Origin of the sequence: Amycolatopsis sp. NBC_00345 (assembly GCF_036116635.1) — a bacterium.
GTDB lineage: Bacteria > Actinomycetota > Actinomycetes > Mycobacteriales > Pseudonocardiaceae > Amycolatopsis.
The window spans coordinates 2683433-2710430 of record NZ_CP107995.1; the positions used below are offsets into that span (position 1 = coordinate 2683433).

The 26998-nt window shown below is 72.1% G+C and carries 28 protein-coding genes and 1 pseudogene; 14 read left to right on the forward strand and 15 right to left on the reverse strand.

The window, feature by feature from the left end; translation table 11 throughout:
• Positions 1-18: 18 nt before the first annotated feature.
• The 10 genes from OG943_RS11930 to OG943_RS11975 form a co-directional block, all read right to left on the reverse strand.
• Entirely contained in the window at positions 19-696 is a 678-nt protein-coding gene (locus OG943_RS11930) for a DUF4190 domain-containing protein (RefSeq protein ID WP_328609798.1), read from the reverse strand.
• A gap of 98 nt (positions 697-794) precedes the next feature.
• A complete protein-coding gene (locus OG943_RS11935; RefSeq protein WP_328609799.1) occupies positions 795-1895 on the reverse strand; it encodes a serine hydrolase domain-containing protein in 1101 nt (366 codons plus the stop codon).
• A complete protein-coding gene (locus OG943_RS11940; RefSeq protein ID WP_328609800.1) occupies positions 1892-3481 on the reverse strand; it encodes an ABC transporter ATP-binding protein in 1590 nt (529 codons plus the stop codon). Before OG943_RS11940 ends, OG943_RS11935 begins: the two co-directional genes overlap by 4 nt.
• Positions 3478-4368, reverse strand: coding sequence for an ABC transporter permease (locus OG943_RS11945; protein ID WP_328609801.1), 891 nt, complete (start codon positions 4366-4368; stop codon positions 3478-3480). Before OG943_RS11945 ends, OG943_RS11940 begins: the two co-directional genes overlap by 4 nt.
• Positions 4369-4441: 73 nt before the next feature.
• Positions 4442-5395, reverse strand: coding sequence for an ABC transporter permease (locus OG943_RS11950; protein ID WP_328609802.1), 954 nt, complete (start codon positions 5393-5395; stop codon positions 4442-4444).
• On the reverse strand, positions 5392-6942 hold the full coding sequence (locus OG943_RS11955) for an ABC transporter substrate-binding protein (protein WP_328609803.1): 1551 nt from the start codon (positions 6940-6942) through the stop codon (positions 5392-5394). The genes OG943_RS11950 and OG943_RS11955 overlap by 4 nt, the downstream gene beginning before the upstream one ends.
• A gap of 182 nt (positions 6943-7124) precedes the next feature.
• Positions 7125-7559, reverse strand: coding sequence for a thioesterase family protein (locus OG943_RS11960; protein WP_328609804.1), 435 nt, complete (start codon positions 7557-7559; stop codon positions 7125-7127).
• Positions 7552-8505, reverse strand: a complete 954-nt coding sequence (locus OG943_RS11965; RefSeq protein WP_328609805.1) for a 3-hydroxyacyl-CoA dehydrogenase NAD-binding domain-containing protein — start codon at positions 8503-8505, stop codon at positions 7552-7554. The genes OG943_RS11960 and OG943_RS11965 overlap by 8 nt, the downstream gene beginning before the upstream one ends.
• Positions 8498-9391 (reverse strand): 3-keto-5-aminohexanoate cleavage protein, encoded by an 894-nt coding sequence (locus OG943_RS11970; protein ID WP_328609806.1) that lies wholly within the window; start codon positions 9389-9391, stop codon positions 8498-8500. The genes OG943_RS11965 and OG943_RS11970 overlap by 8 nt, the downstream gene beginning before the upstream one ends.
• Positions 9391-10251 carry a TetR/AcrR family transcriptional regulator gene (locus tag OG943_RS11975; RefSeq protein WP_328609807.1) on the reverse strand — a complete coding sequence of 287 codons (861 nt, stop codon included), beginning with the start codon at positions 10249-10251 and terminating at the stop codon, positions 9391-9393. Before OG943_RS11975 ends, OG943_RS11970 begins: the two co-directional genes overlap by 1 nt.
• Positions 10252-10451: 200 nt before the next feature.
• Here OG943_RS11975 and OG943_RS11980 point away from each other — a divergent pair, with 200 nt between their 5' ends.
• From OG943_RS11980 to OG943_RS11990, 3 genes and pseudogenes are all read left to right on the forward strand, one after another.
• On the forward strand, positions 10452-11066 hold the full coding sequence (locus OG943_RS11980) for an enoyl-CoA hydratase-related protein (protein ID WP_328609808.1): 615 nt from the start codon (positions 10452-10454) through the stop codon (positions 11064-11066).
• A 38-nt stretch (positions 11067-11104) separates the two neighbouring features.
• Positions 11105-11404: pseudogene (locus OG943_RS48330) on the forward strand (eCIS core domain-containing protein); the annotation flags it as partial.
• A gap of 361 nt (positions 11405-11765) precedes the next feature.
• Positions 11766-12812, forward strand: coding sequence for a hypothetical protein (locus OG943_RS11990; RefSeq protein WP_328609810.1), 1047 nt, complete (start codon positions 11766-11768; stop codon positions 12810-12812).
• 10 nt (positions 12813-12822) lie between these two features.
• On the opposite strand, the gene OG943_RS11995 is transcribed toward OG943_RS11990, so the two are convergent.
• Positions 12823-13620, reverse strand: a complete 798-nt coding sequence (locus OG943_RS11995) for a carbon-nitrogen hydrolase family protein (protein ID WP_328609811.1) — start codon at positions 13618-13620, stop codon at positions 12823-12825.
• Positions 13621-13761: 141 nt separating this feature from the next.
• Here OG943_RS11995 and OG943_RS12000 point away from each other — a divergent pair, with 141 nt between their 5' ends.
• From OG943_RS12000 to OG943_RS12020, 5 genes are all read left to right on the forward strand, one after another.
• Entirely contained in the window at positions 13762-14436 is a 675-nt protein-coding gene (locus OG943_RS12000; protein WP_328609812.1) for a GntR family transcriptional regulator, read from the forward strand.
• A 70-nt stretch (positions 14437-14506) separates the two neighbouring features.
• Positions 14507-15829, forward strand: coding sequence for a M20/M25/M40 family metallo-hydrolase (locus OG943_RS12005; RefSeq protein ID WP_328609813.1), 1323 nt, complete (start codon positions 14507-14509; stop codon positions 15827-15829).
• Positions 15829-16722, forward strand: coding sequence for an alpha/beta fold hydrolase (locus tag OG943_RS12010; RefSeq protein ID WP_328609814.1), 894 nt, complete (start codon positions 15829-15831; stop codon positions 16720-16722). Before OG943_RS12005 ends, OG943_RS12010 begins: the two co-directional genes overlap by 1 nt.
• 31 nt (positions 16723-16753) lie before the next feature.
• Complete coding sequence (locus tag OG943_RS12015) at positions 16754-17368, forward strand: winged helix-turn-helix domain-containing protein (RefSeq protein WP_328609815.1); 615 nt, start codon at positions 16754-16756, stop codon at positions 17366-17368.
• A 1-nt stretch (position 17369) separates the two neighbouring features.
• Entirely contained in the window at positions 17370-18116 is a 747-nt protein-coding gene (locus tag OG943_RS12020; RefSeq protein WP_328609816.1) for an SRPBCC family protein, read from the forward strand.
• 44 nt (positions 18117-18160) lie between these two features.
• On the opposite strand, the gene OG943_RS12025 is transcribed toward OG943_RS12020, so the two are convergent.
• The 3 genes from OG943_RS12025 to OG943_RS12035 all read right to left on the reverse strand — a co-directional run bounded on the left by OG943_RS12025 (position 18161) and on the right by OG943_RS12035 (position 20465).
• A complete protein-coding gene (locus OG943_RS12025) occupies positions 18161-18385 on the reverse strand; it encodes a DUF5703 family protein (RefSeq protein ID WP_328609817.1) in 225 nt (74 codons plus the stop codon).
• Complete coding sequence (locus OG943_RS12030; RefSeq protein WP_328609818.1) at positions 18382-19398, reverse strand: YncE family protein; 1017 nt, start codon at positions 19396-19398, stop codon at positions 18382-18384. Before OG943_RS12030 ends, OG943_RS12025 begins: the two co-directional genes overlap by 4 nt.
• A gap of 98 nt (positions 19399-19496) precedes the next feature.
• Positions 19497-20465 (reverse strand): aldo/keto reductase, encoded by a 969-nt coding sequence (locus tag OG943_RS12035; RefSeq protein ID WP_328609819.1) that lies wholly within the window; start codon positions 20463-20465, stop codon positions 19497-19499.
• Positions 20466-20551: 86 nt separating this feature from the next.
• On the opposite strand from OG943_RS12035, the gene OG943_RS12040 reads away from it, so the two are divergent.
• From OG943_RS12040 to OG943_RS12060, 5 genes are all read left to right on the forward strand, one after another.
• Complete coding sequence (locus OG943_RS12040) at positions 20552-21595, forward strand: LLM class F420-dependent oxidoreductase (RefSeq protein WP_328609820.1); 1044 nt, start codon at positions 20552-20554, stop codon at positions 21593-21595.
• The gene (locus OG943_RS12045) at positions 21595-22437 is read left to right on the forward strand and encodes an undecaprenyl-diphosphate phosphatase (RefSeq protein WP_328609821.1); all 843 of its coding nucleotides are present in this window, start codon (positions 21595-21597) and stop codon (positions 22435-22437) included. Before OG943_RS12040 ends, OG943_RS12045 begins: the two co-directional genes overlap by 1 nt.
• A 30-nt stretch (positions 22438-22467) precedes the next feature.
• Positions 22468-23187: a histidine phosphatase family protein gene (locus OG943_RS12050; protein ID WP_328609822.1), complete on the forward strand. Its 720-nt coding sequence runs from the start codon at positions 22468-22470 to the stop codon at positions 23185-23187.
• A 120-nt stretch (positions 23188-23307) separates the two neighbouring features.
• The gene (locus OG943_RS12055) at positions 23308-25359 is read left to right on the forward strand and encodes a M3 family metallopeptidase (protein ID WP_328612050.1); all 2052 of its coding nucleotides are present in this window, start codon (positions 23308-23310) and stop codon (positions 25357-25359) included.
• A 74-nt stretch (positions 25360-25433) separates the two neighbouring features.
• Positions 25434-25955, forward strand: a complete 522-nt coding sequence (locus OG943_RS12060) for a hypothetical protein (protein WP_328609823.1) — start codon at positions 25434-25436, stop codon at positions 25953-25955.
• A gap of 8 nt (positions 25956-25963) precedes the next feature.
• Here the strand turns inward: OG943_RS12060 and OG943_RS12065 are convergent, their stop codons facing one another.
• Positions 25964-26602, reverse strand: a complete 639-nt coding sequence (locus OG943_RS12065) for a TetR/AcrR family transcriptional regulator (protein ID WP_328609824.1) — start codon at positions 26600-26602, stop codon at positions 25964-25966.
• Positions 26603-26694: 92 nt separating this feature from the next.
• Here OG943_RS12065 and OG943_RS12070 point away from each other — a divergent pair, with 92 nt between their 5' ends.
• The gene (locus OG943_RS12070; RefSeq protein WP_328609825.1) at positions 26695-26997 is read left to right on the forward strand and encodes a hypothetical protein; all 303 of its coding nucleotides are present in this window, start codon (positions 26695-26697) and stop codon (positions 26995-26997) included.
• The last annotated feature ends 1 nt before the right edge of the window (position 26998 follow it).

A 26998-nucleotide genomic window follows, 5' to 3' on the forward strand; every position in this document is an offset into this window, starting at 1 on the left:
ACCAAAAGCCGCACGGACTCAGTGGCCGAACGACCCGATGTCACCGTTGGCGGTGGCGACGCCGTAGCCGCTCGCGTCGGCCTCCTTGATCACCTTGCCGTCCACCTCGATGCTCACGTGGATCGAGCCGGAGCCGCCGGCCTGGGCGATCACGCTGACCAGCTGGAACGCCTGGCCGTCGGGCAGTTCGATGCTCTTCTGCCACGGCAGCTTCACGTTCGATTCGGTGCTGCTGGAGGTCATGCCGTCGTTGGTGTAGCTGATCGTGCCGGCCTTGCCGGTCCCGGTGACCTTGTAGACGACGGTGTGCTTGGCGGCTCCGTTCGGGGCGCCGGCCGCGGGCGCGCCGAGCGACGCCACGGGCGGCGCGGCCGGCAGTGAGTTCGCGGTGTCCGTGACGGCCTTGCCGAACGCGGCGACCCAGACGATGCAGATGACCAGGCCGAGGGCCGACACGATGATCCCGGCGAGGGCGAGGCCCTTGTTCGTCGCCCCGCCCTTGTTCGCCCGGGCGAACCCGAGGATCGACAGGATGAGCCCGACGATCACCAGCGGCCACGCGACCACGCCGATGAACGGGATGGGCGAGAAGACCAGGCCGATAAGGCCGGTCACGAACCCGGCGGTGCCGAGGCCGTTGCGGGGGAGGGCGGCGGGGTACGGGGCCGCGGGCGGGTAGGGCTGCTGACTGGTCACGGTGATCCTCTCGAATGGGTCGAGTGGTCAGTCGCGGGCCTGGGCGGTTTGTTACGGTCCGTTACAGGTTCGTGTCGTCGGCACACGGTCGCGCCGGCTCAGAGCGCCTCGTCCAGCGCGGCCAGCAGGGAAGACGCCCGCACATCAACGTCCTCGGCCTGCAGTTCGTTGGTCGTGAAGGAAAAACCCACCCCGCGCGACGGCCACGCTCCGTGGCGGCCGCCGCCGGCGCCGGAGTGGCCGAAGGCGGCCGGGTCCGCGGTCGAAGGGCCGTAGGTGCCGATCGGGTCGGCGAGTTCGTAGCCGAGGCCGAAGCGCAGGGGGCGGTCGTTGATCGCGTCCACGCCCTCGGACCAGGTGCGCGTCGCCTGGGCCAGCACGGCGGCGGGCGCCAGCGCGCCGGTCAGCAGCAGGTCGTACAGCCGCGCCATGGCAGGGGCCGTGGCGACGGCGCCGCCGGCCGCGAGTTCGGCACCGCGGTAGGCGGGGGAGTTCATCGTGTCGGTCGAGTCCAGCAGGCCGCGGTACATGCGGGAAACGATCTGCCGCCGCTCGGGATCCTGCAGGAACGTGCTGATCCGGTAGCCGGGCGCGCGCCGCAGCGTCGCCACCGGGACCGGCTCCGGGGTGCCCAGCCGCAGGTCGAGGCCGTGTGGCGCGGCCAGCAGGTCGTGCACCAGCTCGCCGACGCGTTCGCCGGTGACCCGCTGGAGCAGCTCGGTGACGAGGTAGCCGTAGGTCAGCGCGTGGTAGGCCACCTTCGTGCCCGGCGTCCACAGTGGACGTTGCGCGGCGAGGGCGGCGGCGTTCGCCGCGTTGTCCGCCATCGGCAGGTCCGGCTCGACGTAGGGCAGGCCCGCCGAGTGCGCCAGCACCTGCGACACCGTCACATCCGCCTTGCCGGCCGCGGCGAACTCCGGCCAGTACCGCGCCACGCGCTCGCCCGGGCCCAGCAGCCCGCGCGCGGTGAGGATCGCGACCACGGTCGCGACGATTCCCTTGGTACCGCTGAAAACCACGACCCGGGTGTCCCGCGCCCACGGCACGCCGGGCGCCGCCGACCCGCCCCACAGCTCCACGACCGGCTCCCCACGGCGTACGACGCTGAACGCCACGCCGCCCGACGAAGCCGCGACGATGTCGGCGAACGCCGAGCGCACCGCCTCGAACCCGGGCCGTACTTCGCCGTGGACCGTCATAACCGCGGCGTATTCGCCAGCAGCTCGCGGGTGTAGGAATGCGAAGGGGCCCTCAGCACGTCATCGACCGTACCCTCCTCCACGATCTCCCCGCCGCGCAGAACGGCGACGCGGTCGGCGACTTCGGGCGCGAGCGCGATGTTGTGCGTGACGAACAGCATCGCCATGCCCAGCTCCCGTCGCAGTTCGCCGAGCAGCTCGACGATCGTGGCCTGCACCGAGACGTCGAGTGCCGACGTCACCTCGTCGCACACCAGCACGTCCGGCGTCGTGACGAGCGCGCGGGCGATCGCGGCCCGCTGCCGTTCCCCGCCGGAGAGCTGGTCGGGCAGCCGGTTCGCCAGCTCGCGCCCGAGCCGGACCCGGTCCAGCATCTCGGCGACGCGGTCCCGTCGCTGCGTCCGCGACAGCGAAGTGAGCCGTACCAACGGAACCTCGATCGACTGCGCGATGGTCTTGCGCGGGTTCAGCGACGAGAACGGGCTCTGGAACACGTACTGGATCCGCCGCCGCTCGTCGTTGCTGCGCTGCCGGGTGGCGGCCGCGAGCGGCGTGCCCTCCAGCGCGACGGTGCCGGTGTACTCCCGCGCGAGCCCGGCGATGCACTGCGACAGCGTGGTCTTGCCGGACCCGGATTCGCCCAGCAGCAGCACGCATTCGCCGCGTGTCACCGAGACGTCGACGCCGCGCAGCACCTGCAGGTCGCCGAAGGAGACGTGGATCCCGCGCGCCGCCAGCACCGCGTCCGACGGCGGGGGAGCGGCGCCCGCGTCCGCGTCGAGGTCGGGCACCACCGACAGCAGACGCCGGGTGTACGCGTGCGCCGGCCGTCGCAGGACCTGCTCCGCGGGCCCGGTCTCGACCACGTCGCCCTGGTACATCACCGCGACCCGGTCGGCCAGCTCCGCCACCACGGCCAGGTCGTGCGTGATGTAGAGCGCCGCGACGCGGTGCTCGGCCGTCAACGAGCGCACGGTCTCCAGCACCAGCGCCTGGGTCATCACGTCGAGCCCGGTGGTCGGCTCGTCGAGCACGACCACGCTCGGCCGGCAGGCGAACGCCATCGCGATGCCCACGCGCTGCTGCTGCCCGCCCGAGAGCTGGTGCGGGTACCGGCGCCGGTAGGCCTCGTCCGCGGGCAGCCCGACCTCGGCCAGCACCTCGGCCACGCGGTCCTCGACCGGGCCCGGATAGCCGTGCGTCTCCAGGACTTCCGCGATCTGCAGGCCGATCCGCAACGCCGGGTTCAGCGACAGCGCGGGGTCCTGCGGGATGTAGGCGATCACGTTGCCGCGCAGCTTCCGGCGCCCGGCGGCGTCGAGGGCGAGGATGTCGACGGGCTCGCCGCCGCGGGGGCGCACGGTCACCGCGCCGCCCGCGGAGACCAGGCCGCGCCGGAAGTGCCCGAGCGCGGCCAGCCCGGCCGTGGTCTTGCCGGAGCCGGACTCGCCGACCAGCGCGAGCACCTCCCCGGGCGCGATCGCGTACGAGACGCCGCCGAGCACGCGGCGGCCCGCCGCCGTCCGGACCGCCAGCCCGGTCACCTCGAGGGCGAGCGCGGCGGGGCCGGTCGAGTGCTCGGTCATGAGCGGGCCTCCCGGGTGCGCCCGGCCGCGGCCGAGGCGAGCGAGTCGAACACGAGGTTGGTGCCGACGGCGAGCAGCGCGATCGCGACCACCGGCAGCAGCACGCCCCACGGCTGCACGACGAGCGCGATCCGGTTCTCGTTGATCATCAGGCCCCAGTCGGCCGTGGGCGGCTGGATGCCGAGGCCCAGGAACGACAGCGACGCGATGTAGCCGATGGAGCAGATCAGCCGCAGGCCCAGCTCCACCATCATCGGGCCGGTGATGTTCGGCAGGATCTCGCGCAGCAGGATCTGCCCGCGCGGCACCGCGTACATCTCGGCCGCGCGGACGTAGTCGTTGTCCCGCACCTCGACCGTGGCCTGGCGGGCGACGCGCGCGGTGCGGGGCGCGTGCGTCAGCCCGATCACCAGCACCAGCAGCCAGCCCTTCGGCCCGATCACCGCGATCGCGAGCAGCGCGATGACCAGCTGGGGGAAGGACAGCAGGACGTCGTTGCCACGCATCAGGATGCTGTCGAGCCAGCCGCCGCCGTAGCCCGCGACCAGGCCGAGCAGGGTGCCCAGCACCATGCCCAGCACAGTGGCGAGCACCGCGTACAGCAGCAGGGTGGTGCCGCCGGCCAGGAACCGGGTGAGCACGTCGCGGCCGAGGCCGTCGGTGCCCGCGATCCCGTCCGGCTTGAACGGCTTGCCCGCGAAGTCCGTGGCGCTGTAGCCGGTCAGCACCGGGCCGAGCCACGGGCCGAGCAGCGCCACCAGCACCACGACCCCGGCGAGCACCGTGCCGACCTTGGTCTGCGGGAACGCCCAGGCCGTGCGCCACAGCCCGGCGGCTTTCACCGGTACTTCTTCGGACACGGCGGGCACAGTTTCCACGGCGGTCATCGGACAGCCTCCAGTGTCTTGCGGGACACCCGCACCCGGTCGGCGGCACGAGCAGGCTGCCGCGATTGTGTGCTCATGCCGCCTCCGTCCGCAGCTTCGGATTCGCCAGGATGCCGACGACATCGGCGAGCAGGTTCACCACGATGTACACCGCGGCGATGATCAGCGTGATCGCCTGGACCACGGCGACGTCACGCTTGGCCACCGCGTCGATCAGCGCCTGGCCGATGCCGGGGTAGCGGAACAGGAACTCGACCACCACGGCCCCGCCGGCGAGCCAGGCCAGCTGCACCGCGACCACCTGCGCGACCGGCCCCACGGCGTGCGGCAGCGCGTGGCGCACCAGCACGGTTCGCTCGCGCAGGCCCTTGAGCCGGGCCATCTCGACGTAACCGGAGTCGAGGACGTCGTTCATGGTCCCGCGCATCATCCGGCTGATGTAGGGCGTCACCACCAGCACCAGCGTCACCACGGGCAGCACGAGCTGGCCCGGCTGCCGCCACACCGCCTCGCCGGGCGGCGTGAGCGTGACCGACGGCAGCACCTTGAACACCGTGGTCGCGAACAGCACGATCAGCGACACGCCGATGACGAACTCCGGCAGCGCCGCGATCACCAGGCTGATCCCCGACACGGCCTGGTCGGCCGCCCGGCCGCGGCGCAGCGAGCTCCAGGTGCCGAGCGCGAGGCCGAGCGGGGCGGCGATCACGGCGGCGAGCACCAGCAGCAGCAACGACGCCGAGACGCGGTCGCCGAGCAGCGCCGTCACCGGGCCCTGGGTGGAGGTCGACGTGCCGAGGTCGCCGGTGAGCAGCCCGCCCAGCCAGTCCAGGTAGCGCTGCCAGACCGGCTCGTCGAGGTGCAGCTGGTGCTGCAGCGCGGCGATCCGCTCCGGCGTCGCCTGCTGGCCGAGGATGGCGCGGGCGGGGTCGCCCGGCAGCAGCAGCGTCGCGACGAACACCAGCAGCGTCACCAGCCACAGCACGGCGAGGCTGACCAGCAGGCGTTTGACGATCAGGCGGGTCATGCCGCACCTCCTCCGGCTGTGCCGAGCCAGGCCTCACGGAACTGGTAGCCCGACAGCGAGACCCCGGTCCGGTCGGGCACCAGCCCGGCGACGTAGGCCTGGTGGGCGTCCACCTGGTCGACGAAGCCCCAGACGATCAGCCCGCCCCGGTCGTACTCGATCCGCTGGGCCTGGCGCAGCAACGCGTCCCGGGCCTGGGTGTCCACAGTGGAGCTGGCGCGGGTGACCAGGTCGGTGAACTCCGGGTCGCTCCAGTGGGTCTCGTTGTACGGCGACTTCGGCAGCGAGCCGTTCGCGACCTGCGGCAGGTAGTTGCGGGTGTACCAGAAGTCCTGCGCGAAGTCCCAGGACAGGTAGTTCTCCCCGTAGAACGTGGTGGTGTCGAGCTTGCGGATGCGGACATTCACCCCAGCCGCCTTCGCCTGCTGCTGGAACACCTGCGCCGCCTCGACCGCGCCCGCCTGGATCGGCGCGGTGACCAGCTCGATGTCGAGGTCCGGCTTCCCGGCCGCGGCCAGCAGCTGTTTCGCCTCGTCGATGTTCTGCTTCCGCTGCGGCAGTTCTCTCGCGTACGCGGGGTCGAACGGCGCGTACAGGTCGTTGCCCACCCGGCCCTGGCCGCTGAGCACCTGGTTGATCATCTGCTCGCGGTCCACCACCAGCCGCAGCGCCTGGCGCACCCGCACGTCGTCGAACGGCGGCCGGTCCACGCGCATCGTGAACGGCAGCCAGGTGCCGGTGCCGGAGGTCAGCACGCGCATGCGCGGATCGCTGCGCAGCACGTCGACCAGCGCCACCGGGACCTGGTCGATCGCGTCCACCTGCGACGACAGCAGCGCGTTGATCCGGGCGTCGTCGTCGGCGAAGTTGATCAGCACCAGCTGGTCGGCGTAGGGCTGGCCGGGCCGCCAGTAGTGCTCGTTGCGCACGAACGTGCTCTGCAGCCCGGCGGTGAACCGGTCGAGCCGGAACGGCCCGGTGCCGATCGGCCGCTTCACGTCGAAGTCGGCCGGCACGATGCCGAGCGAGTACTGGCCGAGCAGATCGTCGAAGCCGGCGTTCGGCTCGGTCAGCCGGAACTCCACCGTCATGCTCCCGGACGGCACCACCTCGCCGAGCATGGTCAGCCCGGCGGCGCCGCTCTTCGGGTCCTTCGGGTCGGTGATCCGCTTGAACGTGGCCACCACGTCGGCGGGCGTGACCGGGCGGCCGTCGTGGAACTTGACGCCCTCGCGCAGCACCGCGGTCCACGTCCGGGCGTCGGCCGACGAGGTCAGCGACTGCGCCACCACCGGCTGCAGCCGGTACTCGTGGTCGCGGATCAGCAGCGGCTCGTAGAGGTTGATCACCCGCGCGATGTCCGGGTTGGTCGCCGGGATGTGCGGGTCGAGGGTGTCGGACGCGCCGCCGCCGGTGACGCCGACGCGCAGCGTGCCGCCGCGCCGCGGTGGACCGGTGGGCGCGGCGGCCGCGACGCCGCTCCCGCCGCACGCCGTGAGCAGGGGAGCGGCGCCCAGAATCGCGGCACCGCCGACGGCCGCGGTCAAGAACCGGCGGCGGGACAGGGAATTCGGCTTACTGTGCTGTTCGGTACTAATCCGACGGCAGCCACGGCGGAAAAGGGTTTCTTCGAGCAGATCGGCTGCGGACCGTGTCCGCCTGCTTTCGGTCGGATCAGTACATCGTGCTTCCATAGGAGTCTTTTCGGTGGGGACGGTGTTCGGGAGGTTCAAGCGATCGCGCGCCCCGCGTAGTCCGGGACCGGGCTGGCGTACTGGCGGAGCCGCTCCGCGATGTCGTCGGGGAACGGCGAGGCTCTGCCGCCGGCGACGTGCAGGCACAGCAGTTCTTCGGTGGCCACCAGCTCGTCGGCGACGCGCATCTCGTGGCACAGCCGGGTTTTCTTCGCCCCGACCGACAGCACGGACGTGGCCACCTCCAGCTCGGCGTCCGCGCCGACCTCACGCAGGTACCGGACGTGGGCCTCCACTGTGTACAGCGAGGCGCCGGTGGCCGTGCGGTACGCCGGGTCGAGGCCGGTGGCGTCCATCAGCGCGGTGGTGGCGTCGCCGAAGACGAGCACGTAGTAGGGCTCGGAGAGGTGGCCGTTGTAGTCGATCCACTCCGGACGGACCCGGTCGCGGTGGACCAGCGGCTCACCCACGGCGAGCCCGCCCGACGGCCTCCTGGATCGCGATGATCGCCCGGTCGCGCTCGGCGACGAGGTCGGCAATGGTGCGTTCACCCGCCTCCTCCTCACAGCCCTCGACTACGGCGTCGCGCAGCTTCTTGGTCAGCTCGGGCGCGTCGAGGCGGGTCCACGGCGATTTCAGCGACGGCCCGAAGTGGTCGAGCATGTGCGCCATGCCGCCCTCGCCGCCGGCCAGGTGGAAGGTGAGCATCGGGCCGTGGGCGGGCCAGCGCAGGCCGGGCCCGTCGGTGATCGCGGTGTCGATCTGCTCGACGGTGGCCTCGCCGTTCGCGACCATGTGCAGGGCCTCGCGCCACAGCGCCTCCTGCAGCCGGTTGGCGATGAAGCCGGGCACCTCGTCGTCCATGGTGATCACGGTCTTGCCCACGCGCCGGTAGAACGCGCTCGCCCACTCGACCGCCCACGGCGACGTCAGCTTCCCGCCGACGACCTCGACCAGCGGGATCAGGTACGGCGGGTTGAATGGGTGGCCCACCACGAGCCGCTCCGGCGTCTTCGCCGCGACCTGCATCTCGGTCATGCCGTAACCCGAGGTCGACGACGCGACGACCACCCCGGCCGCGGTGACCGCGTCGATGTCGGCCAGCAGCTTCTGCTTGAGCGCCAGGTCTTCCGGCGCGCTCTCCTGCACGAACCCGGCGCCCTCGACGGCCTCGGCGAGCGTCGCTGTGACGATCAGGTTGTCCCGGCTCGCCCCCTCGGCCAGGCCGAGGCTGGTGAGCGCGGGCCACGCGGCGTCGACCAGCCGGGTCAGCTTCGCGGCGGCGTCCGGCGCGGGGTCCCACGCCTGGACCCGGAAGCCCTGGGCGAGGAAGTGCGCGACCCAGCCGCCGCCGATCACCCCGGCGCCGACACAGGCGACGGTGTCCACCGTGTCCACTGTGGATACGTCAGGCATGGACCCGCTCCTTCAGGCCGAGGATCTCGCGGGCCCGGTCCGGCCCGACGACGGTGGCGCCGAGGTCCCGGACGATCCCGACGGCGCGCTCGACCAGCTGCCCGTTGGTCGCCTTGACCCCGCGGGCCAGGTACAGGTTGTCCTCCAGGCCGACCCGGACGTGCCCGCCGAGCAGCACCGACTGCGCGACCCACGGCATCTGGTCCCGGCCGATCGCGAACGACGCCCACTGCGCGCCCTCGGGCAGCATGTTCACCATGGCCTGCAGCAGCCCGGGGTCGGCGGGCGCGCCGTACGGGATGCCCATGCAGAGCTGGAACAGCGGCGGCGCGTCGATCAGGCCCTCCTCGACCATTTTGGACGCGAACCACAGGTGCCCGGTGTCGAAGATCTCCAGCTCGGGCTTCACCCCGAGTTCCTGGACGCGCCGGGCGCCGATGCGCAGCATGTCCGGAGTGGACACGTAGAGCTGGCTGCCCTCGCCGAAGTTCAGCGAGCCGCAGTCGAGCGTGCAGATGTCGGGCAGCAGCTCCTCGACGTGGGGGAGCCGGTCCAGCGCGCTGACCAGGTCGGTGCCGTCGACCGGCTTGAGCGGGTCCTCCTGGTCGAGCACCAGGTCGCCGCCCATGCCGGCGGTCAGGTTGACCACGACGTCCACATCGGACTCGCGGACCAGCCGCACCGCCTCCCGGTACAGCGCGACCTCCCGTGAGGGCGCCCCGGTGCCGGGCTCGCGGACGTGGATGTGCACCACCGCCGCGCCGGCGTTGGCGGCCTCGATCGCGCTGGCGGCGATCTCGGCGGGTGTGACCGGCACGTGCGGGCTCCGGCCGACGGTGTCCCCGGCGCCGGTGAGGGCGCAGGTGACGATGACCTCGTGGTTCATCAGGCTCCCTTGACGATCGACCTTTCGATGAAGTCGTGCAGGTGCGCGCGCATCGTGGCCACGGTGCTGCCGGGCTTGTGGGTGAGCACCTGGATGCCGAGCCCGTCGATCAGCGCGGTGAGCTGCTCGGTGGCGGCCTCCGGGTCGGTCACGTGGAACGCGTCCTGTTCCTGGCCGGTGCGGATGGTCATGAGGATGGTCCGGTGCCAGCGGTCGTACGAATCGGTGTACAGCGACCGCAGCGCCGGGTTCAGCGAGACCTCGTTCCACACCTGCAGCCAGACCGACCATTCGGCGTGCAGCACGCCGTCGGCCGGGAGTTGCAGCTCGACCAGCTTCAGCAGCCGGTCGTGGGCGCCGTCGACGGCGTGCAGCTCGGCGACCTGCCGGTCGAACGCGAGCTTCACGTTGCGCCGCAACGCTTCGTTGAGTACTTCGGTCTTGCTCGGGAAGTGGTAGTGGATGGTGGCGGTGCTGGTGCCGCACGCCTTCGCGATGTCCGCGATGCGCACCCGGTGGTAGCCGCGCTCGGCGATCAGCCGCCACGCGGTCTCGAGGATCCGCCGTCTCGGCTCGGACTGCCGGTGGTGCCCGGGATCGCTGGCCGGGCGCGCGGCCGGCGCGGGGACCGCGGTGACGGTCTTCGCGTCGTCGCTGCCGTTGAGCAGCCAGTTGACCGTGACGCCGCAGTACTCGGCGACGCGGACCAGCTCGTGGGGCGAGAACCGGCGGGTGCCGGTGAGCGCCTTGGACAGTTTCGTCTCGTCGAGCCCGATGGCGGCGGCGAACTCCCGCTGGGCTCCCGGCATGGACCGGATCAGCTCCCGGACCCGCGCCCGCAGCTGCTCCGTCTCGTCCATGCCGGAAGACGGTAACCCGGCGTTGCGATAATCGCAATACTCACACCGGCGGCCGCGGCTCGGGATAGCAGATCGCTGCTGCGAAAGGGAATTGCGACCGCCTCTTGACTGTCGGGTCAGTCGGGGGCGAATTGCCACCGGGCCGCGGTACGGCTAGCGTCCCCGCTGTCCGGTCCTCCCGCCGCGCCACCAGGAACACCATGACCGCCGCGTCCCCCAGCTTTGTCCGCACCGAAGTCTTCGACGGCGTGCTCGTCGCCACCGTCGACCGTCCGGGCGGCAACGCCATGGACCTGCACGTGAGCCGGGCGCTCTTCGAAGCGCTGATGCGGTTGAGCCAGGATCCCGGGCTGCACGCCGGGGTGGTCACCGGCGCGGGCCGCGAATTCTTCTGCGACGGCTGGGACCTGACCCCCGGCACGGGCGGGTTCGCCGGGGTGCACGACCTGTTCCGCGTCGGCAAGCCGGTGATCGCCGCCGTCAACGGCCTCGCCCGCGGCGGCGGTTTCGAGCTGGCGCTGGTGGCCGACCTGATCGTGGCGGCCGACCACGCCGAGTTCGCGCTGCCGGACCCGCCCGCGGGGGTGCCGGGCGAACTCCCGGAAGAGCTGGCCCGCGAGCTGCGCCGCGGCGACGGCCGGCTGACGGCGGCGGCCGCGGCGCGCTGGGGGCTCGTCCACCGTGTTGTCCCCGCGGGCACGGAACTTTCGGTGGCCCTGGACCTCGCCCACCAGCTCGCCGCGGCGCCCGGCGCGGCCGCGGTGGTCAAGGAGATCGGCCGTGGCGCGGGGGAGCCCGAGGACGCCACTCAGTAGGTGACGCCGCGGTGACGGCACCCGGCGATGCTCTACCGATGTTCGAACAGCCGAAGGCTGCGCGCGTCACCACGTCGGCCGAGCGCGACCAGCGGGCCGTGGCCGAGGTCATCGGAAGGCAATCTCCGGAGATCGTGACGGACGTGGTCGCTTCGCCGGGGCATCCGCTGGATGACCGGCTTCGCACCCGTGCCGAAGGAGCGTTCGGCCACGACTTCAGCCGGGTCCGGGTGCACAGCGACGGGCGGGCCGCGGAGTCCGCCTACCGCGTCGCCGCGTCCGCGTACACCCTTGGTGACCATGTGGTGTTCGCCGGCGGCGCCTACCGGCCGGACACGATGGCCGGCCAACGGCTGATCGCGCACGAGCTCACCCACGTCGTGCAGCAACAGGGAGCACGTCCTGGGGCGATCCCGGCTTTCGGCGCGCCGGAAGGCCACGCGGAGCGGGAGGCGGCAGTGGCGGGCGACCGCGTGGCCGTCGGGTCGCCGGTCACCGTCGCGCACCGGGGCGGCGCCGTCATCGCCCGTGCCCCGGACCTGGGCGACCTGGCGGGATTGTCGAACGCACAGCTGCAGGACGAGTACCTGTCGGCGCTGTCCAGGCTCGGCAGTCGGGGAGGCCTCCGGCCCCGAGGCGGCCAGCCTCGCGGGTTACGCCCAGCGGCTGCGTGCGGCGATCGACGTCCGGGGCGGGGCGGTGGCGCAGCGACCGACGCCCGCGGACCTGTCCCGGCAGGTGCTGAACCAGCGGGGTTTCTCCTCGGCCGCGCCCGGCCGTGGCGCGGAAGCCAACAAGGTGCCGGAGATCGACCCGGCCGGGGTGGGCAAGCCGCTGGGGCCCGGCTACCAGACCAACGGCGTCGTCACCATCGCCGACCAGCAGGGAAACCAGGTCGCGACCGAACTCGGCCAGTACCGGGGCGGTGGCGCGGACCACGCCGAAGGCCAGGCGGCGGTCGCGCTGCGGGCGCGGCTGCCCGCCGGTTCTGTCCCAGGTGGACGGATCACGGTGGCGGTGGACCAGGTGCCGTGCCCGAGCTGTCAGGCCCGCCTTCGGGCGCTGGCCGAACATCTGGGCGCGCAGTCGATCGAGGCGTACGGCCCGGCCCGCGCTTCGCTGACCGGTCCTGGTGACGTCTCGACCAAGACCGCGGCCCGGACGGCGGCCATCGGCACGCCGGAAGGCGGTGCACCGCGGCCACCGGTCCGCACAGAACTGTTGTGGGGCAAGACGATCACGCCCGGGCCGGGTCCGGCCGGCTCCGCGCCACCCGTGGCCGGGACGCCACCGGCCACCGTGCCGAAGCCGGCCGCCGAGCCCGTCGGCCCGGTGCGCCCGGAACCGGCCGCACCGTCCGGCGGCACCGTGCCCGAGGTGGTCCGGCTGCCCAAGACGGCCGGGGCCGCCAAAGGGACGGAGCCCGCCGGCGGCCTGCGGGAGGGCGTGGAGGGGATCGCGGGGAAGGCCTTCGAGTTCGTGGCCGTCCTCGACGTCATCATGATGGTGCACAAGGGGGCGCTGGAGACCCCGGTGGGCACCATGGTGATCGACCCTCGCAAGTACTTCAGGTACCGGCTGAAACGGGACCTCAAGATCGACGTCGACCAGCTGGAGGGAAAGGTCATCGAGGAGAACGGCGAGAAGTTCATCGTGGTCGGCGGGATGCCCTACCCCTATGACGAGGTCACGCACCAAGCCAAGTCGTGGGAGACCTATCAGGAGCCGGTCAAGCCGCGCTCCTGAGGCCCGCGGCTCAGCGTTCGACGACCGTGAACCGCCGCAGCTCCAGCGCCGGGTTCTTCGCCCGCACCTCGGCGATCCGGGCCGCCGTCACCTCGGCGACCGCGGTCCCCGTCTGCTCGCCCAGCGAGGCGACCACCACGCCCATCGGGTCGACGACCAAACTGGTGCCGGACCCGGTGGGCGCGGCCTGGCCCGCGGCGGCGACGTAGACGGTGTTCTCGATCGCGCGCGCCCGCACCAGCGTGCTCCAGTGGTACTCCTTCAGCGGCCCCGGCACCCACTCCGCGGGCAGCAGCACCACCTGCGCGCCCGCGTCCGCGAGCCGCCGCGTCACCTCCGGGAAACGCAGGTCGTAACAGGTCTGCAGGCCGAAGGTGAGGCCGTCGACCTCGAACGTCTCCGGCGCGGTGATGTCCCCGGCCTTGACCACGTCGGACTCGCGGAAGCCGAACGCGTCGTAGAGGTGGATCTTGCGGTACAGCGCGGTTATCGCGCCGTCCGGACCGGCCGCGACGAGTGTGTTCGAGATCCGCGAGCCGCCCGGTAAAGCCTCGTTCATCCCGGCGACGACGGCGACGCCGCGGTCCTTGGCGAGGTCGCGCAGCCCGGTGACGAAGGCGCCGTCGAGGTCCTCGGCGGAGGCGACGAACCGCTCGTCCATCGCGGGCACGGTGAACATGGTGTACTCGGGCAGCAGCACCAGCCGGGCACCGCGGCCCGCGGCCTCGTCGACCAGCCGGGCCACCGCGGCGAGGTTGGCGGGCTTGTCGTCGGTCGGGGTGAACTGCGCGACGGCCACGTGGACCATGGGGGAGTGTCCTTTCCGGATCGGGCAGGCGTTCAGTGACCGCCAATATCTGTGTGCACCGTGTATACACGGCGGATATCGCCCGGTCCAGGGGTGTAGGCTCGCCACGCGCCGACGCGGGCGCCGGACGAGGGGAGAGGCATGACCACCACCGCACCGGGCACGGTCCCGGTCGAGGGCGGCGGACCGGCTCGGGATCGGGTGTACGCCTGGCTGCGCGACGGGATCATCTCCGGCGCGCTGGAAGGCGGCCGCTTCCTCGACGAGCTGTGGGTCTCCGGGGTGGTCGGCGTGTCCAGGACACCGGTGCGCGAGGCGTTCCACCGCCTGGAGGCCGAGCGGTTCATCAGCCTGCTGCCGCGCAAGGGCGCGCAGGTCCGCACGGTCACCGCGCGCGAGCTGGAAGAGGTCTACCAGAGCCGCCGGCTGATCGAGGGCCACGCGCTCGGCGAGGTCTGCGCCGCCCGGACGGGCGCGCCGGCCGAGATGGCCGGGCTGATCGAGGAGATGGACCGGGCCGGGAAGGACCGCGACTGGTTCGCCGTCTCGGGCCTGGACCGCCAGTTCCACCGCGCGATCGTCAACGCCGCGGGCAACACCGTGCTCACCGAGCTGTACGACACGCTGCGCTCACGCCAGCAGCGCGTCGCCGTCCGCGCGCTGGAGGCCCGGCCGGAGCGGCTGTCGATCATCGACGCCGAACACCGGCAGCTGGTCGCCGCGATCGACGGGCACGAGGAGGCCGCGGCGCGGCGCCTGCTGAACGAGCACCTGCGCCCGGTGCCCGAGGTGGTCTCCGCGCTCGAGCGCGCCTGAAGCCGGGGGGAATCCGGTCCCGCGGTGCGGGACGGCGGCGTGCGGCCGGGCCGGATGATAGGAATGGCCGGTGACCGAACCGAACCTGATCGACGCCGCCGCGGACGAGTCCGTCACGCTCACCAGCGAGCTCATCCGCATCGACACCACCAACACCGGCGACCCCGAAACCCTCGTGGGCGAGCGCGCCGCGGCCGAGTACGTCGCGGAGAAGCTGACCGACGCCGGCTACGAGATCACCTACGTCGAGTCCGGTGGGAAGAACCGGCACAACGTCGTGGTCCGGCTGCCCGGCGCCGACCCCTCGCGCGGCGCGCTGCTGATCCACGGCCACCTCGACGTGGTCCCGGCGGACCCGTCCGAGTGGTCCGTGCACCCGTTCTCCGGGGCGGTGCAGGACGGCTACGTCTGGGGCCGCGGCGCCGTGGACATGAAGGACATGGTCGGCATGACGCTGGCCCTGGCCCGGCACTACAAGATCAACGGCATCGTGCCGCCGCGCGACCTGGTGTTCGCCTTCGTCGCCGACGAGGAGGCCGGCGGCAAGTTCGGCGCGCAGTGGCTGGTGGAGAACCGGCCGGAGCTGTTCGAGGGCGTCACCGAGGCGATCAGCGAGGTCGGCGGCTTCTCGATCACGCTGAAGGACAACGTCCGCGCGTACGTGATCGAGACGGCCGAGAAGGGCATCCGCTGGATGAAGCTGCGCGTGCGCGGCACCGCGGGCCACGGCTCGATGATCCACCGGGACAACGCCGTCACCAAGCTCGCCGAGGCGGTCGCGAGGCTCGGCCAGCACCAGTTCCCGTTGGTGCTGACCGATTCCGTGCGCGAGTTCCTGGCCGGCGTCACCGAGATCACCGGCTGGGACTTCCCCGAGGACGACATCGAGGGCTCGGTCGCCAAGCTGGGCAACATCTCCCGGATGATCGGCGCGACCCTGCGCGACACCGCGAACCCGACCATGCTCACCGCCGGCTACAAGTCGAACGTCATCCCGTCGGTCGCCGAGGCCGCGGTGGACTGCCGCATCCTGCCCGGCCGCATCGACGCGTTCGACCGCGAGCTCGACGAGCTGCTCGGCCCGGACATCGAGAAGGAGTGGATGGAGCTGTCGCCGGTCGAGACCACGTTCGACGGCGCGCTGGTCGACGCGATGACGGCGTCGGTGATCGCCGAGGACCCGGGCGCCCGGGTCCTGCCGTACATGCTCTCCGGCGGCACGGACGCGAAGTCGTTCCAGCAGCTGGGCATCCGCAACTTCGGCTTCGCGCCGCTGAAGCTGCCCGCCGACCTGGACTTCTCCGGGCTCTTCCACGGCGTCGACGAGCGGGTGCCGGTCGAGGCGCTCAAGTTCGGCACCCGCGTGCTGGACCGGTTCCTGCGCTCCTCCTGATGCCGGACTTCACGCTCGCCGACGGGACGCCCCTGCACGTCGTGCGCCGGGGCGACCCCGAGGCGGCCGTGACCGTGCTGCTCCTGCACGGGTACGCGCTCGACCAGCGCAGCTGGGACCGGATCGCGCCGGTGCTCACGGCCGCGGTCGACGAGCCGCTCGCGGTGGTCAGCTACGACCACCGCGGGCACGGCCGGTCCGGCCGCGCCCACCGGGGCACCGCGACGATGGCCCGGCTCGGCGACGACCTGGCGGAGGTCATCGAGCACGCCGTGCCGGACGGCCGGGTGCTGCTCGTCGGCCACGACATGGGCGGGCTCGCGATCATGTCGCTCACCCAGCGCCACCCGGAGCTGTTCGCCCGCCGCGTGGCCGGGCTGGTGCTGCTCGCGACGTCGTCCGGGCGGCTGGCCACGGAGGCGTCGGCGGCGTGGCCGAACGCGCTGGGCAAGCTGGCGCAGGACCTGGAAATGGTGCTCGGCGGCAAGCTGTACGGCCTGGTCCGCGAGCACACCAGCCGCGCGGTGAGCGCGGGCCTGCGCTGGTGGCTGTTCGGCGACGACCCGGACCCGGAGCTGGTCGAGCTGACCGTGAAGATGATCCGCGGCAACTGGCCGCACACCGTCGCGCAGTTCCGGCCGGCGCTCGACGCGTACGCGCGGGAGGCGGCGCTCTCGCGCGTCGGCGGGCTGCCGGTGACGGCGATCGTGGGGGAGCGGGACCGGATCGTCGCGGCCGACGACGTGGAACAGCTGGTCGGCGGCCTCACGAACGGCACGGCGGTGGTGCTGCCGGGCGTCGGCCACGTCGTCCCGCTGGAGGCGGCGGCGCAGGTCGTGCCCCGGATCGTCGCGCAGGTGCACGCGACCTACCGACAAGACTCCGATTCTTGACAACTTGCCTTTTCGGCAGCACGATGACCGCATGTTTCCCGTGGCGGTGATCGAAGACGCGGCGGCGGCCGAGGTTTCGCTGGACCCGGTACGGGCGCGGCTGCTCTCCGAGCTGGCGCAGCCCGCGTCGGCGACGATGCTCGCGGCGCGCGTCGACCTGCCGCGCCAGAAGGTCAACTACCACCTGCGCGCGCTGGAAAAGCACGGGCTCGTGGAGCTGGTCGAGGAGCGGCGGAAGGGCAACGTCACCGAGCGGATGATGCGGGCGACGGCGGCGTCGTACGTCATCTCACCGGCGGCGCTGTCGGCCGTGCAGCCGGACCCCGCGCAGTCGCCGGACCGGCTCTCGGCGCGGTGGCTGCTGGCCGTCGCGGGCCGGCTGGTGCGCGACGTCGGGATCCTGATCGGCGGCGGGGCCAAGGCCCGCCAGCGGGTGGCGACGTTCGCGCTCGACGGCGAGGTCCGGTTCGCCTCGGCGGCCGACCGGGCGGCGTTCGCCGAGGAACTGGCGGTGGCCGTGACCGCGCTGGTGGGGAAGTACCACGACGAGACGGCCGAGAAAGGCCGTCCGCACCGCGTGGTCGTGGCGGTGCACCCGAGCGTGCCGGACGCGCCTGCGCCGTCGCCGGAAGACCGGAAGTCCTGACGTGGGCAAGGAATTCGAGATCCGGGAGTCGGCGGAGATCGACGCGACGCCGGAGGAGGTCTGGGCCGCGATCGCGACCGGGCCGGGCATCGACTCGTGGTTCATGGGCCGCAACGAGGTCGAGTCCGGCCTCGGCGGCACCGTGCGCGGCGCGTTCGCCGGTTACGAGCCGGAGTTCTCCATTCGCGAATGGGACCCGCCCGCGCGCCTGGCCTACGGCGACGAGCCCGGACCGGACGGGCGCAAGATCGCGTACGAGTTCCTGGTCGAGGGCCGCGCGGGCGGCAGCTCCGTGGTCCGCTGCGTCACGAGCGGCTTCCTGCCCGGGGACGACTGGGAGGACGAGTTCGAGGCGATGACGGCCGGCGGGGCGCTGTTCTTCCGCACCCTGGTGGAGTACGTCGGCCACTTCACCGGCCGGTCCGCCGTGCCGGTCACGGCGTTCGGCCCGCCGGTGGTGGACTGGGACCGCCTGTGGGCCGGGCTCGGTTCGGCGCTGGGGCTGTCCGCGCGGCCCGCCGAGGGCGACCGCGTGCAGATCTCGCGTGACGGCGGATCGGTCGACGGGGTGGTTTACGCCGTGAACGACCAGGCCGTGGGGATCCGCACGGCGGACGCGCTGTACTGCTTCATGCAGGGCTTCCGCGGGCCGCTGGTAGCGAGCCACCACGTGTTCGCCTCGGGGCTGGACACCGCGGCGGAGGAGGAAAGCTGGCAGCAGTGGCTCGGTGACCTCAAGATCTCGTGAGTGTTGAAGACGGTTCTAACCGTCATAGGCACTCACGAGGTTGACTAGGTGGCGAGCCCGGGGAGCCGGTCGGTGGCGGTTCGCTTGCGGCGTAACCAGATCCGGCGGGTGCCGTCCGCGTAGAGGCGCACGTTGCGCAGCTCCCACCCGGCGAACTCGGCGTGGATGGACAGCTGCACCATCGCCGCCCGGCGGGAAACCCCTGGGGGCAGCCGCAGGCGGCGGTACTCCCAATCCCCTTCGACCACCGCCTCGTCGACCGTTGTCATGGCTGGATCACCTGGGTCCCTTCTCCGGCGGCCGAGCCCACGATCACCCGGCCGGTCTGCTCGTCGACGCCGACCGAATCCGGCTGGCGCACGGTCGGGAAACGGTACTTCTCGGTCGGTTCGCCGCCGCGGACGTCGAACCCGACCACCTCGTTGGTCCCGGTGAGGGTGACCCACGCGAGGCTGCGCTGCTTGTCGTAGGCGATGCCGTAGATCCCGCCCGGCACGGGGTAGCGCTGCCGCAGGATCAGCGGGCCGGTGGAGAACGCCAGCAGCGCGCCGGCGCGGGCGTCGGTGACCAGGACGCGGCCGTAGGAGTCGGCGACCGCGTTCGCCGCGCCGTCTCCGGCCCGCAGGCCCTCGCCCATCGTCCCGGCGTTCACGTCGACGCTGAACACGGCCGTGCGCAGCCGGTCCAGCACGACCACGTTCTGGCCGGTGTCGACCACGTCGTCGGCGCTGTAGAGCTGCCCGGTGATGGTCTTGGTGACGGCGCCGTTCGCCAGTACCTCCACGGCCTTGCGGTCGCGGACGGCGACGATAGTGTCCGCGCCGTCGGTGACGCCGGCCGAGGGCTGCCCGGCCACCGGCTCGGTGCGCAGCTGCCCGCCGGGCAGCGTGATCCGGGCGAGCACGCCCTTCGTCGGGATGCTCGCGAGCGCCTGGCCGCCGGAGGCCGACAGGCTCTCCGCGGGACCGGGCAGCGGCACGGTGATCTTGGGCGCGCCCAATGAGCCGAGGTCGTACACCTGCACTGACGGCGGCTTCGCGAGCGCGACGACGAGCGTGTGGCTCTGCGCGTCGGTGGCCACCGCGGAGACCTCGGGCGTCGGCAGGACCTGGCCGGCGGGCTTCGCACCCACCGCGGGGGAGACGGCCGCCTTCACCGCGACGGGGTTGTTCACCACCTGCAGCGAGTCGGTGTTGTCCTGACCGGTGGACGAGCACGCGGACAGCGCCAGGGCACCGGCCAGCGGGATCGCGATCCGCGACGCGGCGGTGAGCCGACGCACCTTGAAGCCTCCTGCTTTCCTTCGGCGAGGTGTCCTCACCAGCATCCCCCACGATTCCCGTGGCGTCACGTCCGTGTCACTCAACAGACACCTGCGCTTCAATGCGGCCCCCGTTCCGGGTAACCGGCCTCGATGGCGCTGACGTCGTCGAGCGCGCTCCGGATGGCCGTCGGCAGTTTCAGGTTTTCCGCCGACAGCGAGCCGGTGAGCTGCCCGGTGTCGCGGGCGCCGACCACGGGCGCGACCACCCCCGGCCGGTCGCGCACCCAGGCCAGCGCCACCACCAGCGGCGAGGTGCCCAGCCCTTCGGCGGCGGTGGCGACGGCCTGCACGATCCGGGCCGCGCGCTCGGTGCGGTGGTGCTCGACGTACCCGGCGAAGACGCTGGACGCGCCGCGCGAGTCGGCGGGCGTGCCGGTGCGGTACTTGCCGGTGAGCACGCCCCGGCCGAGCGGCGCCCACGGCAGCAGCCCGATCCCGTGGTGCCCGGCGGCCGGCACGACCTCGCGCTCGATCCCGCGCTCCAGCAGCGAGTACTCGAACTGGCCGGCCACGATCGGCGCGAGGGCGGCGGCCTGGGCGGCGGCGGTGGCGAGCTGCCAGCCCGCGTAATTGGAGACGCCGACGTAGCGGACCTTCCCGCTGGTCACGGCGTACTCGAGGGCGGCGAGCGTCTCGTCGATCGGCACGCACGCGTCCCACGCGTGCAGCTGCCAGAGATCGATGTGGTCGGTGCCGAGCCGGCGCAGCGAGCCGTCCAGCGCGGACAGCAGCGCCCCGCGGGACGCGCCGCCGCCGAACGGGCCCTCGGTGCGGCGGGCGACGGCCTTGGTGGCGACCACGACGTCGTCGCGCGGCACCAGGTCGCCCAGCAGGCTGCCGAGCAGGCGCTCGCCCTCGCCCTCGGCGTAGATGTCGGCGCTGTCCACGAGCGTGCCGCCCGCGTCGACGAACGCGACGAGCTGGCTGGCCGCCTCGTCGGCGTCGGTGTCGCTGCCCCAGGTCATCGTGCCGAGGGCCATCCGCGATACCCGCAGACCCGAACGGCCGAGCTGTCGCTTCTCCACGACGGCCGAGCCTAGTGGTCGCGCCCGCGAGGACTTGACCAAGGTGACGCCGTGTCGCGGCCGAGGCGCCCGTTAGAGTCCCGTCCGTGCAAATCGGACTCAGTCTGGGCTACTGGGGCGCGGGGGACCACATCGCGAACCTGGCCTTGGCACGGCGGGCGGACGAGCTCGGCTACGCGGTGGTGTGGGCCGCCGAGGCCTACGGCTCCGACGCCGTCACGGTGCTCAGCTGGATCGCGGCGCGCACCGAGCGGATCGACGTCGGCGGCGCCGTGCTGCAGATCCCGGCGCGCACCCCGGCGATGACCGGCATGACGGCCGCGACGCTCGACACCCTCTCCGGCGGCCGGTTCCGGCTCGGGCTGGGCGTTTCCGGCCCGCAGGTGTCGGAGGGCTGGCACGGCGTGCGGTTCGCCGACCCGCTCGGCCGGACCCGGGAGTACGTGGAGATCGTCCGCGCGGTCCAGTCGCGACGGCGGGTGCGGTTCGACGGCGAGCACTTCCGGCTGCCGCTGCCGGACGGCCCGGGCACGGTGCTGGGCCTGTCGTTCCGGCCGGAGCGCAAGCAGGTCCCCGTGTACCTCGCCGCGATCGGCCCGGGCAATCTGGCGCTGGCCGGTGAGATCGCCGACGGCTGGCTGCCGGTGTTCTTCGCACCGGAGCACGCGGGTGAGCAGCTGGCGCGGATCCGCTCGGGCGCGGACGAAGCGGGCCGGACGCTGGACGGCTTCGACGTGGCCCCGATCGTGCCGCTGGTCGTGGGGGAGGACTGGCGGTCCTGCGCGGACGCGGTGCGGGCGCACGCGGCGCTGTACCTCGGCGGCATGGGCAGCCGGGAGAAGAACTTCTACAACCGGCTCGCCGCGCGGATGGGCTTCGAGGCCGCGGCGGCCGAGGTGCAGGAGAAGTACCTCGCCCGGGACTACGAGGGAGCGAAAGCGGCTGTGCCGCTGGACTTCCTCGACGCGACCTCGCTGCTCGGGCCGGTGGACCGCATCGCCGGGCGGATGACCGAGTTCGCGGGCGCGGGCGTGACGACCCTGTCGGTGACCCCGTTCGGGGACGCCGGCGGGCACGGGGCGGCGCTGAAGGCGGCCGTCGAGGCATACGAACTGGCGGGAGTGGCTTGATGGGGTGGTTCGAGGCGCTGGTATTGGGCCTGGTGCAGGGGCTGACGGAGTTCCTGCCGGTCTCGTCCAGCGCGCACCTGCGGATCGTCGCGGCACTGGCCGGCTGGGACGACCCGGGTGCCGCGTTCACCGCGGTCACCCAGATCGGCACCGAGCTGGCTGTGGTGCTGTACTTCGCGCCGAAGATCGGCCGGATCCTGCGGGCCTGGTTCTTCTCGATCTTCCGGAAGGACTGGCGCCACGACCCGGACGCCCGGCTCGGCTGGCTGATCATCGTCGGTTCGCTGCCGATCATCGTGCTCGGCCTGCTGCTGCAGGACCAGATCGACAGCGCGTTCCGCGATCTGCGGATCACCGCGACGACGCTGATCGTGTTCGGCCTGATCCTGCTGTTCGCCGACCGGGTGGGCAAGCAGCGGCGCGGGCTCGACGACCTGACCGTGCCGCACGGCCTGGGCTTCGGCTTCGCGCAGGCGCTGGCGCTGATCCCCGGCGTCTCCCGCTCCGGCGGCACGACCAGCGCCGGGCTGCTGATGGGCTACACCCGGGCGGAGGCGGCGGAGTACTCGTTCCTGCTCGCCCTGCCCGCGGTGTTCGGCTCCGGTCTGTACAAGCTCACCGACATCGGCAAGAACGGCGAGACCGCCCAGTGGGGGCCGACCATCCTGGCGACCCTGGTGGCGTTCGGCGTCGGGTACGTCGTGATCGCGTGGCTGATGTCCTATATCAAGACGCGCAGCTTCGTGCCGTTTGTCGTGTACCGGCTCGTGCTCGGCGTGGTGCTGTTCGGGCTCGTCTTCGGCGGGGTGCTCGACCCGGGCGCGGGCCCGGTCGGGAGCTGACCGGCGGAGATCACCGGTTAGGGTGGCGTCGTGAGTACGGTCATCTTGCTGCGGCACGGGAAGTCCACCGCCAACGGCTCGGGGGTGCTGGCGGGGCGCACGCCGAAGGTGGGCCTCGACGACACGGGCCGGGCCCAGGCGGACAAGCTGGTGGAGCGCCTGGCCGGCGTGCCGGTGGCCGAGCTGGTGGTCTCGCCGATGCTGCGCTGCAAGCAGACCGTCACCCCGCTCGCGGCCGAGCGCGGGCTGGCCAAGACCGTCGAGCCCCGGCTGTCCGAAGTGGACTACGGCGAGTGGACCGGCCGGGAGCTGAAAACGCTGGTCAAGGAGCCGTTGTGGCGGGTGGTGCAGGGGCACCCGTCCGCCGCGGTGTTCCCCGGCGGTGAGGGGCTGGCCGCGATGCAGGCCCGCGCCGTGGCCGCGATCCGCGCGCACGACGCCCGCATCACCGCCGAGCACGGCGACCACGCGGTGTGGGTCGCGTGCAGCCACGGCGACGTGATCAAGGCGATCCTGGCCGACGCCCTCGGCCAGCACCTCGACGCGTTCCAGCGGATCGTGGTGGACCCGGCGTCGGTGTCGGTGATCCGCTACACCGAAACCCGCCCGTTCGTGCTGCGGGTCAACGACAACGGCGGCAGCCTGGCCGGCATCGCCCCGCCGCCGCCCAAGGCCAAGCCGGCGAAGCGCGGCCGCCGGGCCAAGGCCGGCGAGAGCGACGCCGTGGTGGGCGGCAGCACCGGGCACTGAGCGCGCCCGTCCGGACGCACGGCGTCGAGGGGCGGGGGCCTGGGGCGAAGTGATCCTTTCGTCGGTCGGCGAACCCGTAGGGTGGGCGGGACCGACGTGAAGAACCAGGAGCACAACCCGATGATTTCGCCGGAGAACCCGTTCGCCGCACCGAGCGAGCTGCCGTACGCCCTGCCGCCCTTCGACCGGATCGTGGTGGAGCACTATCGCCCCGCGTTCGAGGAGGGGCTGAGCCGGCACAGCGCCGAGATCGAGGAGATCGCGGGCAACACCGAGGACCCCACGTTCGAGAACACCGTCGTCGCGCTGGAGCGGGCAGGAGACCTGCTCGACCGGGCCGGCGGCACGTTCTTCAACATCGTGGGCTCCAACGCCACCGACGAGATCCAGGACATCCAGGCCGAGCTGGCCCCGCGGCTGGCCGCGCACGCCGACGCGATCCACCTGAACCCGCGGCTGTTCGGCCGGATCAGCGCGCTGTACGAGCGCCGCGAAAGCCTGGGCCTCGACGCGGAGTCGCTGCGGCTGCTGGAGCGCCGCCACACCGACTTCAGCCGCGCCGGCGCGGGCCTGCCCGAGGCGGACCAGGAGAAGCTGCGCAAGCTGAACGGCGAGCTGTCCACCCTGCAGACCCGTTTCCAGCAGAACCTGCTGCGCGACACCAACGACCTGGCCGTGGTGATCGACGACGCCGCCGAGCTGGCCGGCCTGGACGCGGGCACGATCGCGACCGCCGCCGAGACCGCCTCGGACCGTGGCGAGGAGGGTAAGTACGTCCTCTCGCTGACCCTGCCGACCGCGCAGGCGGCCCTGGAGTCGCTGGAGAACCGCGCGGTGCGCGAGCGCATCTTCACCGCGTCGGTCTCCCGTGGCAACCGCGGCAACGAGCAGGACAACAACGCCGTGGTCGCCGAGATCGTCCGGCTGCGCGCCGAGCGCGCGGCCCTGCTCGGCTACCCGAACCACGCCGCGTACGTGATCTCGGACGAGACGGCCAAGACCGCCGAGGCCGCCGCCGGGCTGCTGGAGCGCCTGGCCCCGGTCGCCGTCGCGAACGCGCGCACCGAGGCGGCCGAGCTGCAGCGCCACCTCGAGGCCGACGTCCCGGGCGCGACCCTGCAGCCGTGGGACTGGGCGTTTTACGCCGAGAAGGTCCGCCGTGAGCGCTTCCAGGTCGACACCGCCGCGCTGCGGCCGTACTTCGAGCTGAACCGCGTGCTGCACGACGGTGTCTTCTTCGCCGCGAGCCAGCTGTACGGGCTGAGCTTCACCGAGCGCCACGACCTGCCGAAGTACCACCCCGAGGTGCGGATCTTCGAGGTCTTCGACACCGACGGCAGCGGCCTCGGACTGTTCCTGATGGACTACTACACCCGTGAGTCCAAGCGCGGCGGCGCGTGGATGAACAACTTCGTGGACCAGTCCGGGCTGCTGGGCGGCAAGACGGTCGTGGTGAACGTGCTCAACGTCAGCCGGCCGCCGGCGGGGGAGCCGACCCTGCTGACCTTCGACGAGGTCACCACCGCGTTCCACGAGTTCGGGCACGCGCTGCACTCGCTGCTGTCCGGCGTGGAGTTTCCGACGTTCTCCGGCACCAACGTGCCGCGCGACTTCGTCGAGTACCCCTCGCAGGTCAACGAGATGTGGATGCTGTGGCCCGAGGTGCTGGCCAACTACGCCAAGCACCACGAGACGGGGGAGCCCCTCCCGGCCGAGCAGGTCGCGAAGCTGGAGGCCGCCGCGCAGTACGGCGAGGGCTTCAAGACCACCGAGTACCTGGCCGCGTCGCTGCTCGACCTGGCCTGGCACCGTCTCGGCGTGGACGACCGCGTGGACGACGTCCAGCGCTTCGAGGCGGACGCGCTGGAGAAGGCGGGCGTCGCGCTGGAAAGCGTGCCGCCGCGGTACCGGACCACGTACTTCAACCACATCTTCGGCGGCGGCTACAGCGCCGGGTACTACTCCTACATCTGGAGCGAGGTGCTCGACGCCGACACCGTGCAGTGGTTCACCGAGAACGGCGGCCTCAAGCGCGAGAACGGCGACCACTTCCGCGGCACCCTCCTGGGCCGCGGCGGCAGCGTGGACCCGATGGCGGCGTTCAGCGCGTTCCGCGGCCGCGAGCCGGAGATCGAGCCGCTGCTCAAGCGGCGGGGGCTCGACGAAGCCTGAGTAGACTGTATAACGGCCTATACGGCCCGGGTCCTTTGTGGACCCGGGCCGTATAGGTTTGCCAGAACGGCACCATGGTTGACCTGAACTACAGCCAGGACGTGCCCTTCGACCTCACCATCGACCCGATCGCCGAACGGCCCGGCGCGGTCATCTCGGAATGCCGGTTCGGCAACGTGGAAGGCGATCCGGTCACCGGGTACCTGGTCACCCCGGCGAACCCGCCGCGGCACCAGGCCGGCGTGGTCTACCAGCACACGACCGGTGGACGGGAGGCGTTCCTGCCGGAGGCGATCCAGCTGGCCGAAGCGGGAGCGGGCGGGAGTGCGCTCTGCCTGCCGTTCGTCGCGGTGCGTTTCGTGGGTGACGCGGCTCCGGCGCCCTTGCTGTTCCAGTTCGCACGCTTCGACATCGGCGTCACAGCAGCCGAATCCGAGGAGTTCTACGCGGCGGCCAGCGAACCCAAAGAGCAGCATTGGTACGACACCGGGCACGTGGTGAACGATGTGACGGCCGTCGCCGACCGGGCCAGGTTCCTGGCCAGGCATCTGGATCTGCCCGCGTTGCCAGGTGTTGTGGCCCAACGGATCGGCTGAGATCCGGGCTAACGGGGCAGCTGGTCCAGTCCCAGCGGCGCCGGTGGCGGCAGGGGAGCGTCCTCGTCGGGGGAGCCGGCCCGGAACGCGCGCAGGAAGTACGCCACGAGCCGGCGTGAGGTGGCCAACGCGGTGGCCGGGTCGATGCTGGTGGTGACGCCACAGTTGGCCAGCAGCACCATGGTCAGGTCGCTGGGGTGGAAGTCCGCGCGCAAGTCTCCCGAGGCTTTGGCGCGCCGCACGACTTCGGCGAAGCCCTGCTCGGCCCGCTGGCGCACGCGTTCGAAGTCGATGGCGTCCGGGAAGGCCGTGAGAAAGGCTTCGGTGAAGCCACGGTCGGTGGCCTGCGCCGTGCAGACCTTCTCGATCATCCGGCTGAAACCGTGCCACGGGTCGGGGTCCGCGAGCGCGTCGTCGACCACCCCGGAACAGGCGGCCAGCTCGTCCGTGAACACCTCCGTGACCAGCGCCTCCCGGGTCGGGAACCGCCGGTACAGCGTGGCGACGCCGACTCCCGCGTGCCGGGCGATCGTGCTCATCGGCACGTCGATGCCGCGTCGCGCGAACATTTCGCGGGCCGCTTCGAGCACTCGGCTGCGGTTCTCCCGGGCGTCGGCACGCAGCATCTGAGAGGTCTGCGCGGGCATTGTTCTCACCTCCGCCGAAGTGGACGACAGCTTCCAGTTGACGCGTTAGCTTAGCAAGGAAATGGAAGGTGCGTTCCACATAGGGGAGTGAAGTGGGCGAGACGATGCGCGCGGCCCGGTTCGACCGTCACGGCCCCGCCGACTTCACCGGCGAGGTGGTGTCCGCCGCGCCGGGCCTGAACGCAGGCGACCGGGTCTGGGGCTTGATGCGCGCCGGCGGGGTGGCGGCCGAGTACATCGCCGCCGACCCGGACCGGCTTTCGTTGGCACCGAAGGGATTCGACCTGGTCGAGGCGGCGGCGCTGCCGGCGGTGGGTACCACGGCGATCACGGCGTTGCGCGACAAAGCCCGGCTGAAAGCGGGGGAGCGGCTGCTCGTGCGGGGCGCGGCCTGAT

Excerpts from the sequence above, each read along its gene's own strand:
- OG943_RS12065 (WP_328609824.1), bottom strand. The coding sequence starts at position 26,602 with ATGCCCGCGCAGACCTCTCAGATGCTGCGTGCCGACGCCCGGGAGAAC.
- OG943_RS11940 (WP_328609800.1), bottom strand. The coding sequence starts at position 3,481 with ATGACCGAGCACTCGACCGGCCCCGCCGCGCTCGCCCTCGAGGTGACC.
- OG943_RS11975 (WP_328609807.1), bottom strand. The coding sequence starts at position 10,251 with ATGGACGAGACGGAGCAGCTGCGGGCGCGGGTCCGGGAGCTGATCCGG.
- OG943_RS12010 (WP_328609814.1), top strand. The coding sequence starts at position 15,829 with ATGCCGGACTTCACGCTCGCCGACGGGACGCCCCTGCACGTCGTGCGC.
- OG943_RS11970 (WP_328609806.1), bottom strand. The coding sequence starts at position 9,391 with ATGAACCACGAGGTCATCGTCACCTGCGCCCTCACCGGCGCCGGGGAC.
- OG943_RS11945 (WP_328609801.1), bottom strand. The coding sequence starts at position 4,368 with ATGACCGCCGTGGAAACTGTGCCCGCCGTGTCCGAAGAAGTACCGGTG.
- OG943_RS11980 (WP_328609808.1), top strand. The coding sequence starts at position 10,452 with ATGACCGCCGCGTCCCCCAGCTTTGTCCGCACCGAAGTCTTCGACGGC.
- OG943_RS11995 (WP_328609811.1), bottom strand. The coding sequence starts at position 13,620 with ATGGTCCACGTGGCCGTCGCGCAGTTCACCCCGACCGACGACAAGCCC.
- OG943_RS11965 (WP_328609805.1), bottom strand. The coding sequence starts at position 8,505 with ATGCCTGACGTATCCACAGTGGACACGGTGGACACCGTCGCCTGTGTC.
- OG943_RS12045 (WP_328609821.1), top strand. The coding sequence starts at position 21,595 with ATGGGGTGGTTCGAGGCGCTGGTATTGGGCCTGGTGCAGGGGCTGACG.
- OG943_RS12015 (WP_328609815.1), top strand. The coding sequence starts at position 16,754 with ATGTTTCCCGTGGCGGTGATCGAAGACGCGGCGGCGGCCGAGGTTTCG.
- OG943_RS12000 (WP_328609812.1), top strand. The coding sequence starts at position 13,762 with ATGACCACCACCGCACCGGGCACGGTCCCGGTCGAGGGCGGCGGACCG.
- OG943_RS11935 (WP_328609799.1), bottom strand. The coding sequence starts at position 1,895 with ATGACGGTCCACGGCGAAGTACGGCCCGGGTTCGAGGCGGTGCGCTCG.
- OG943_RS11950 (WP_328609802.1), bottom strand. The coding sequence starts at position 5,395 with ATGACCCGCCTGATCGTCAAACGCCTGCTGGTCAGCCTCGCCGTGCTG.
- OG943_RS12025 (WP_328609817.1), bottom strand. The coding sequence starts at position 18,385 with ATGACAACGGTCGACGAGGCGGTGGTCGAAGGGGATTGGGAGTACCGC.
- OG943_RS12055 (WP_328612050.1), top strand. The coding sequence starts at position 23,308 with ATGATTTCGCCGGAGAACCCGTTCGCCGCACCGAGCGAGCTGCCGTAC.
- OG943_RS12060 (WP_328609823.1), top strand. The coding sequence starts at position 25,434 with ATGGTTGACCTGAACTACAGCCAGGACGTGCCCTTCGACCTCACCATC.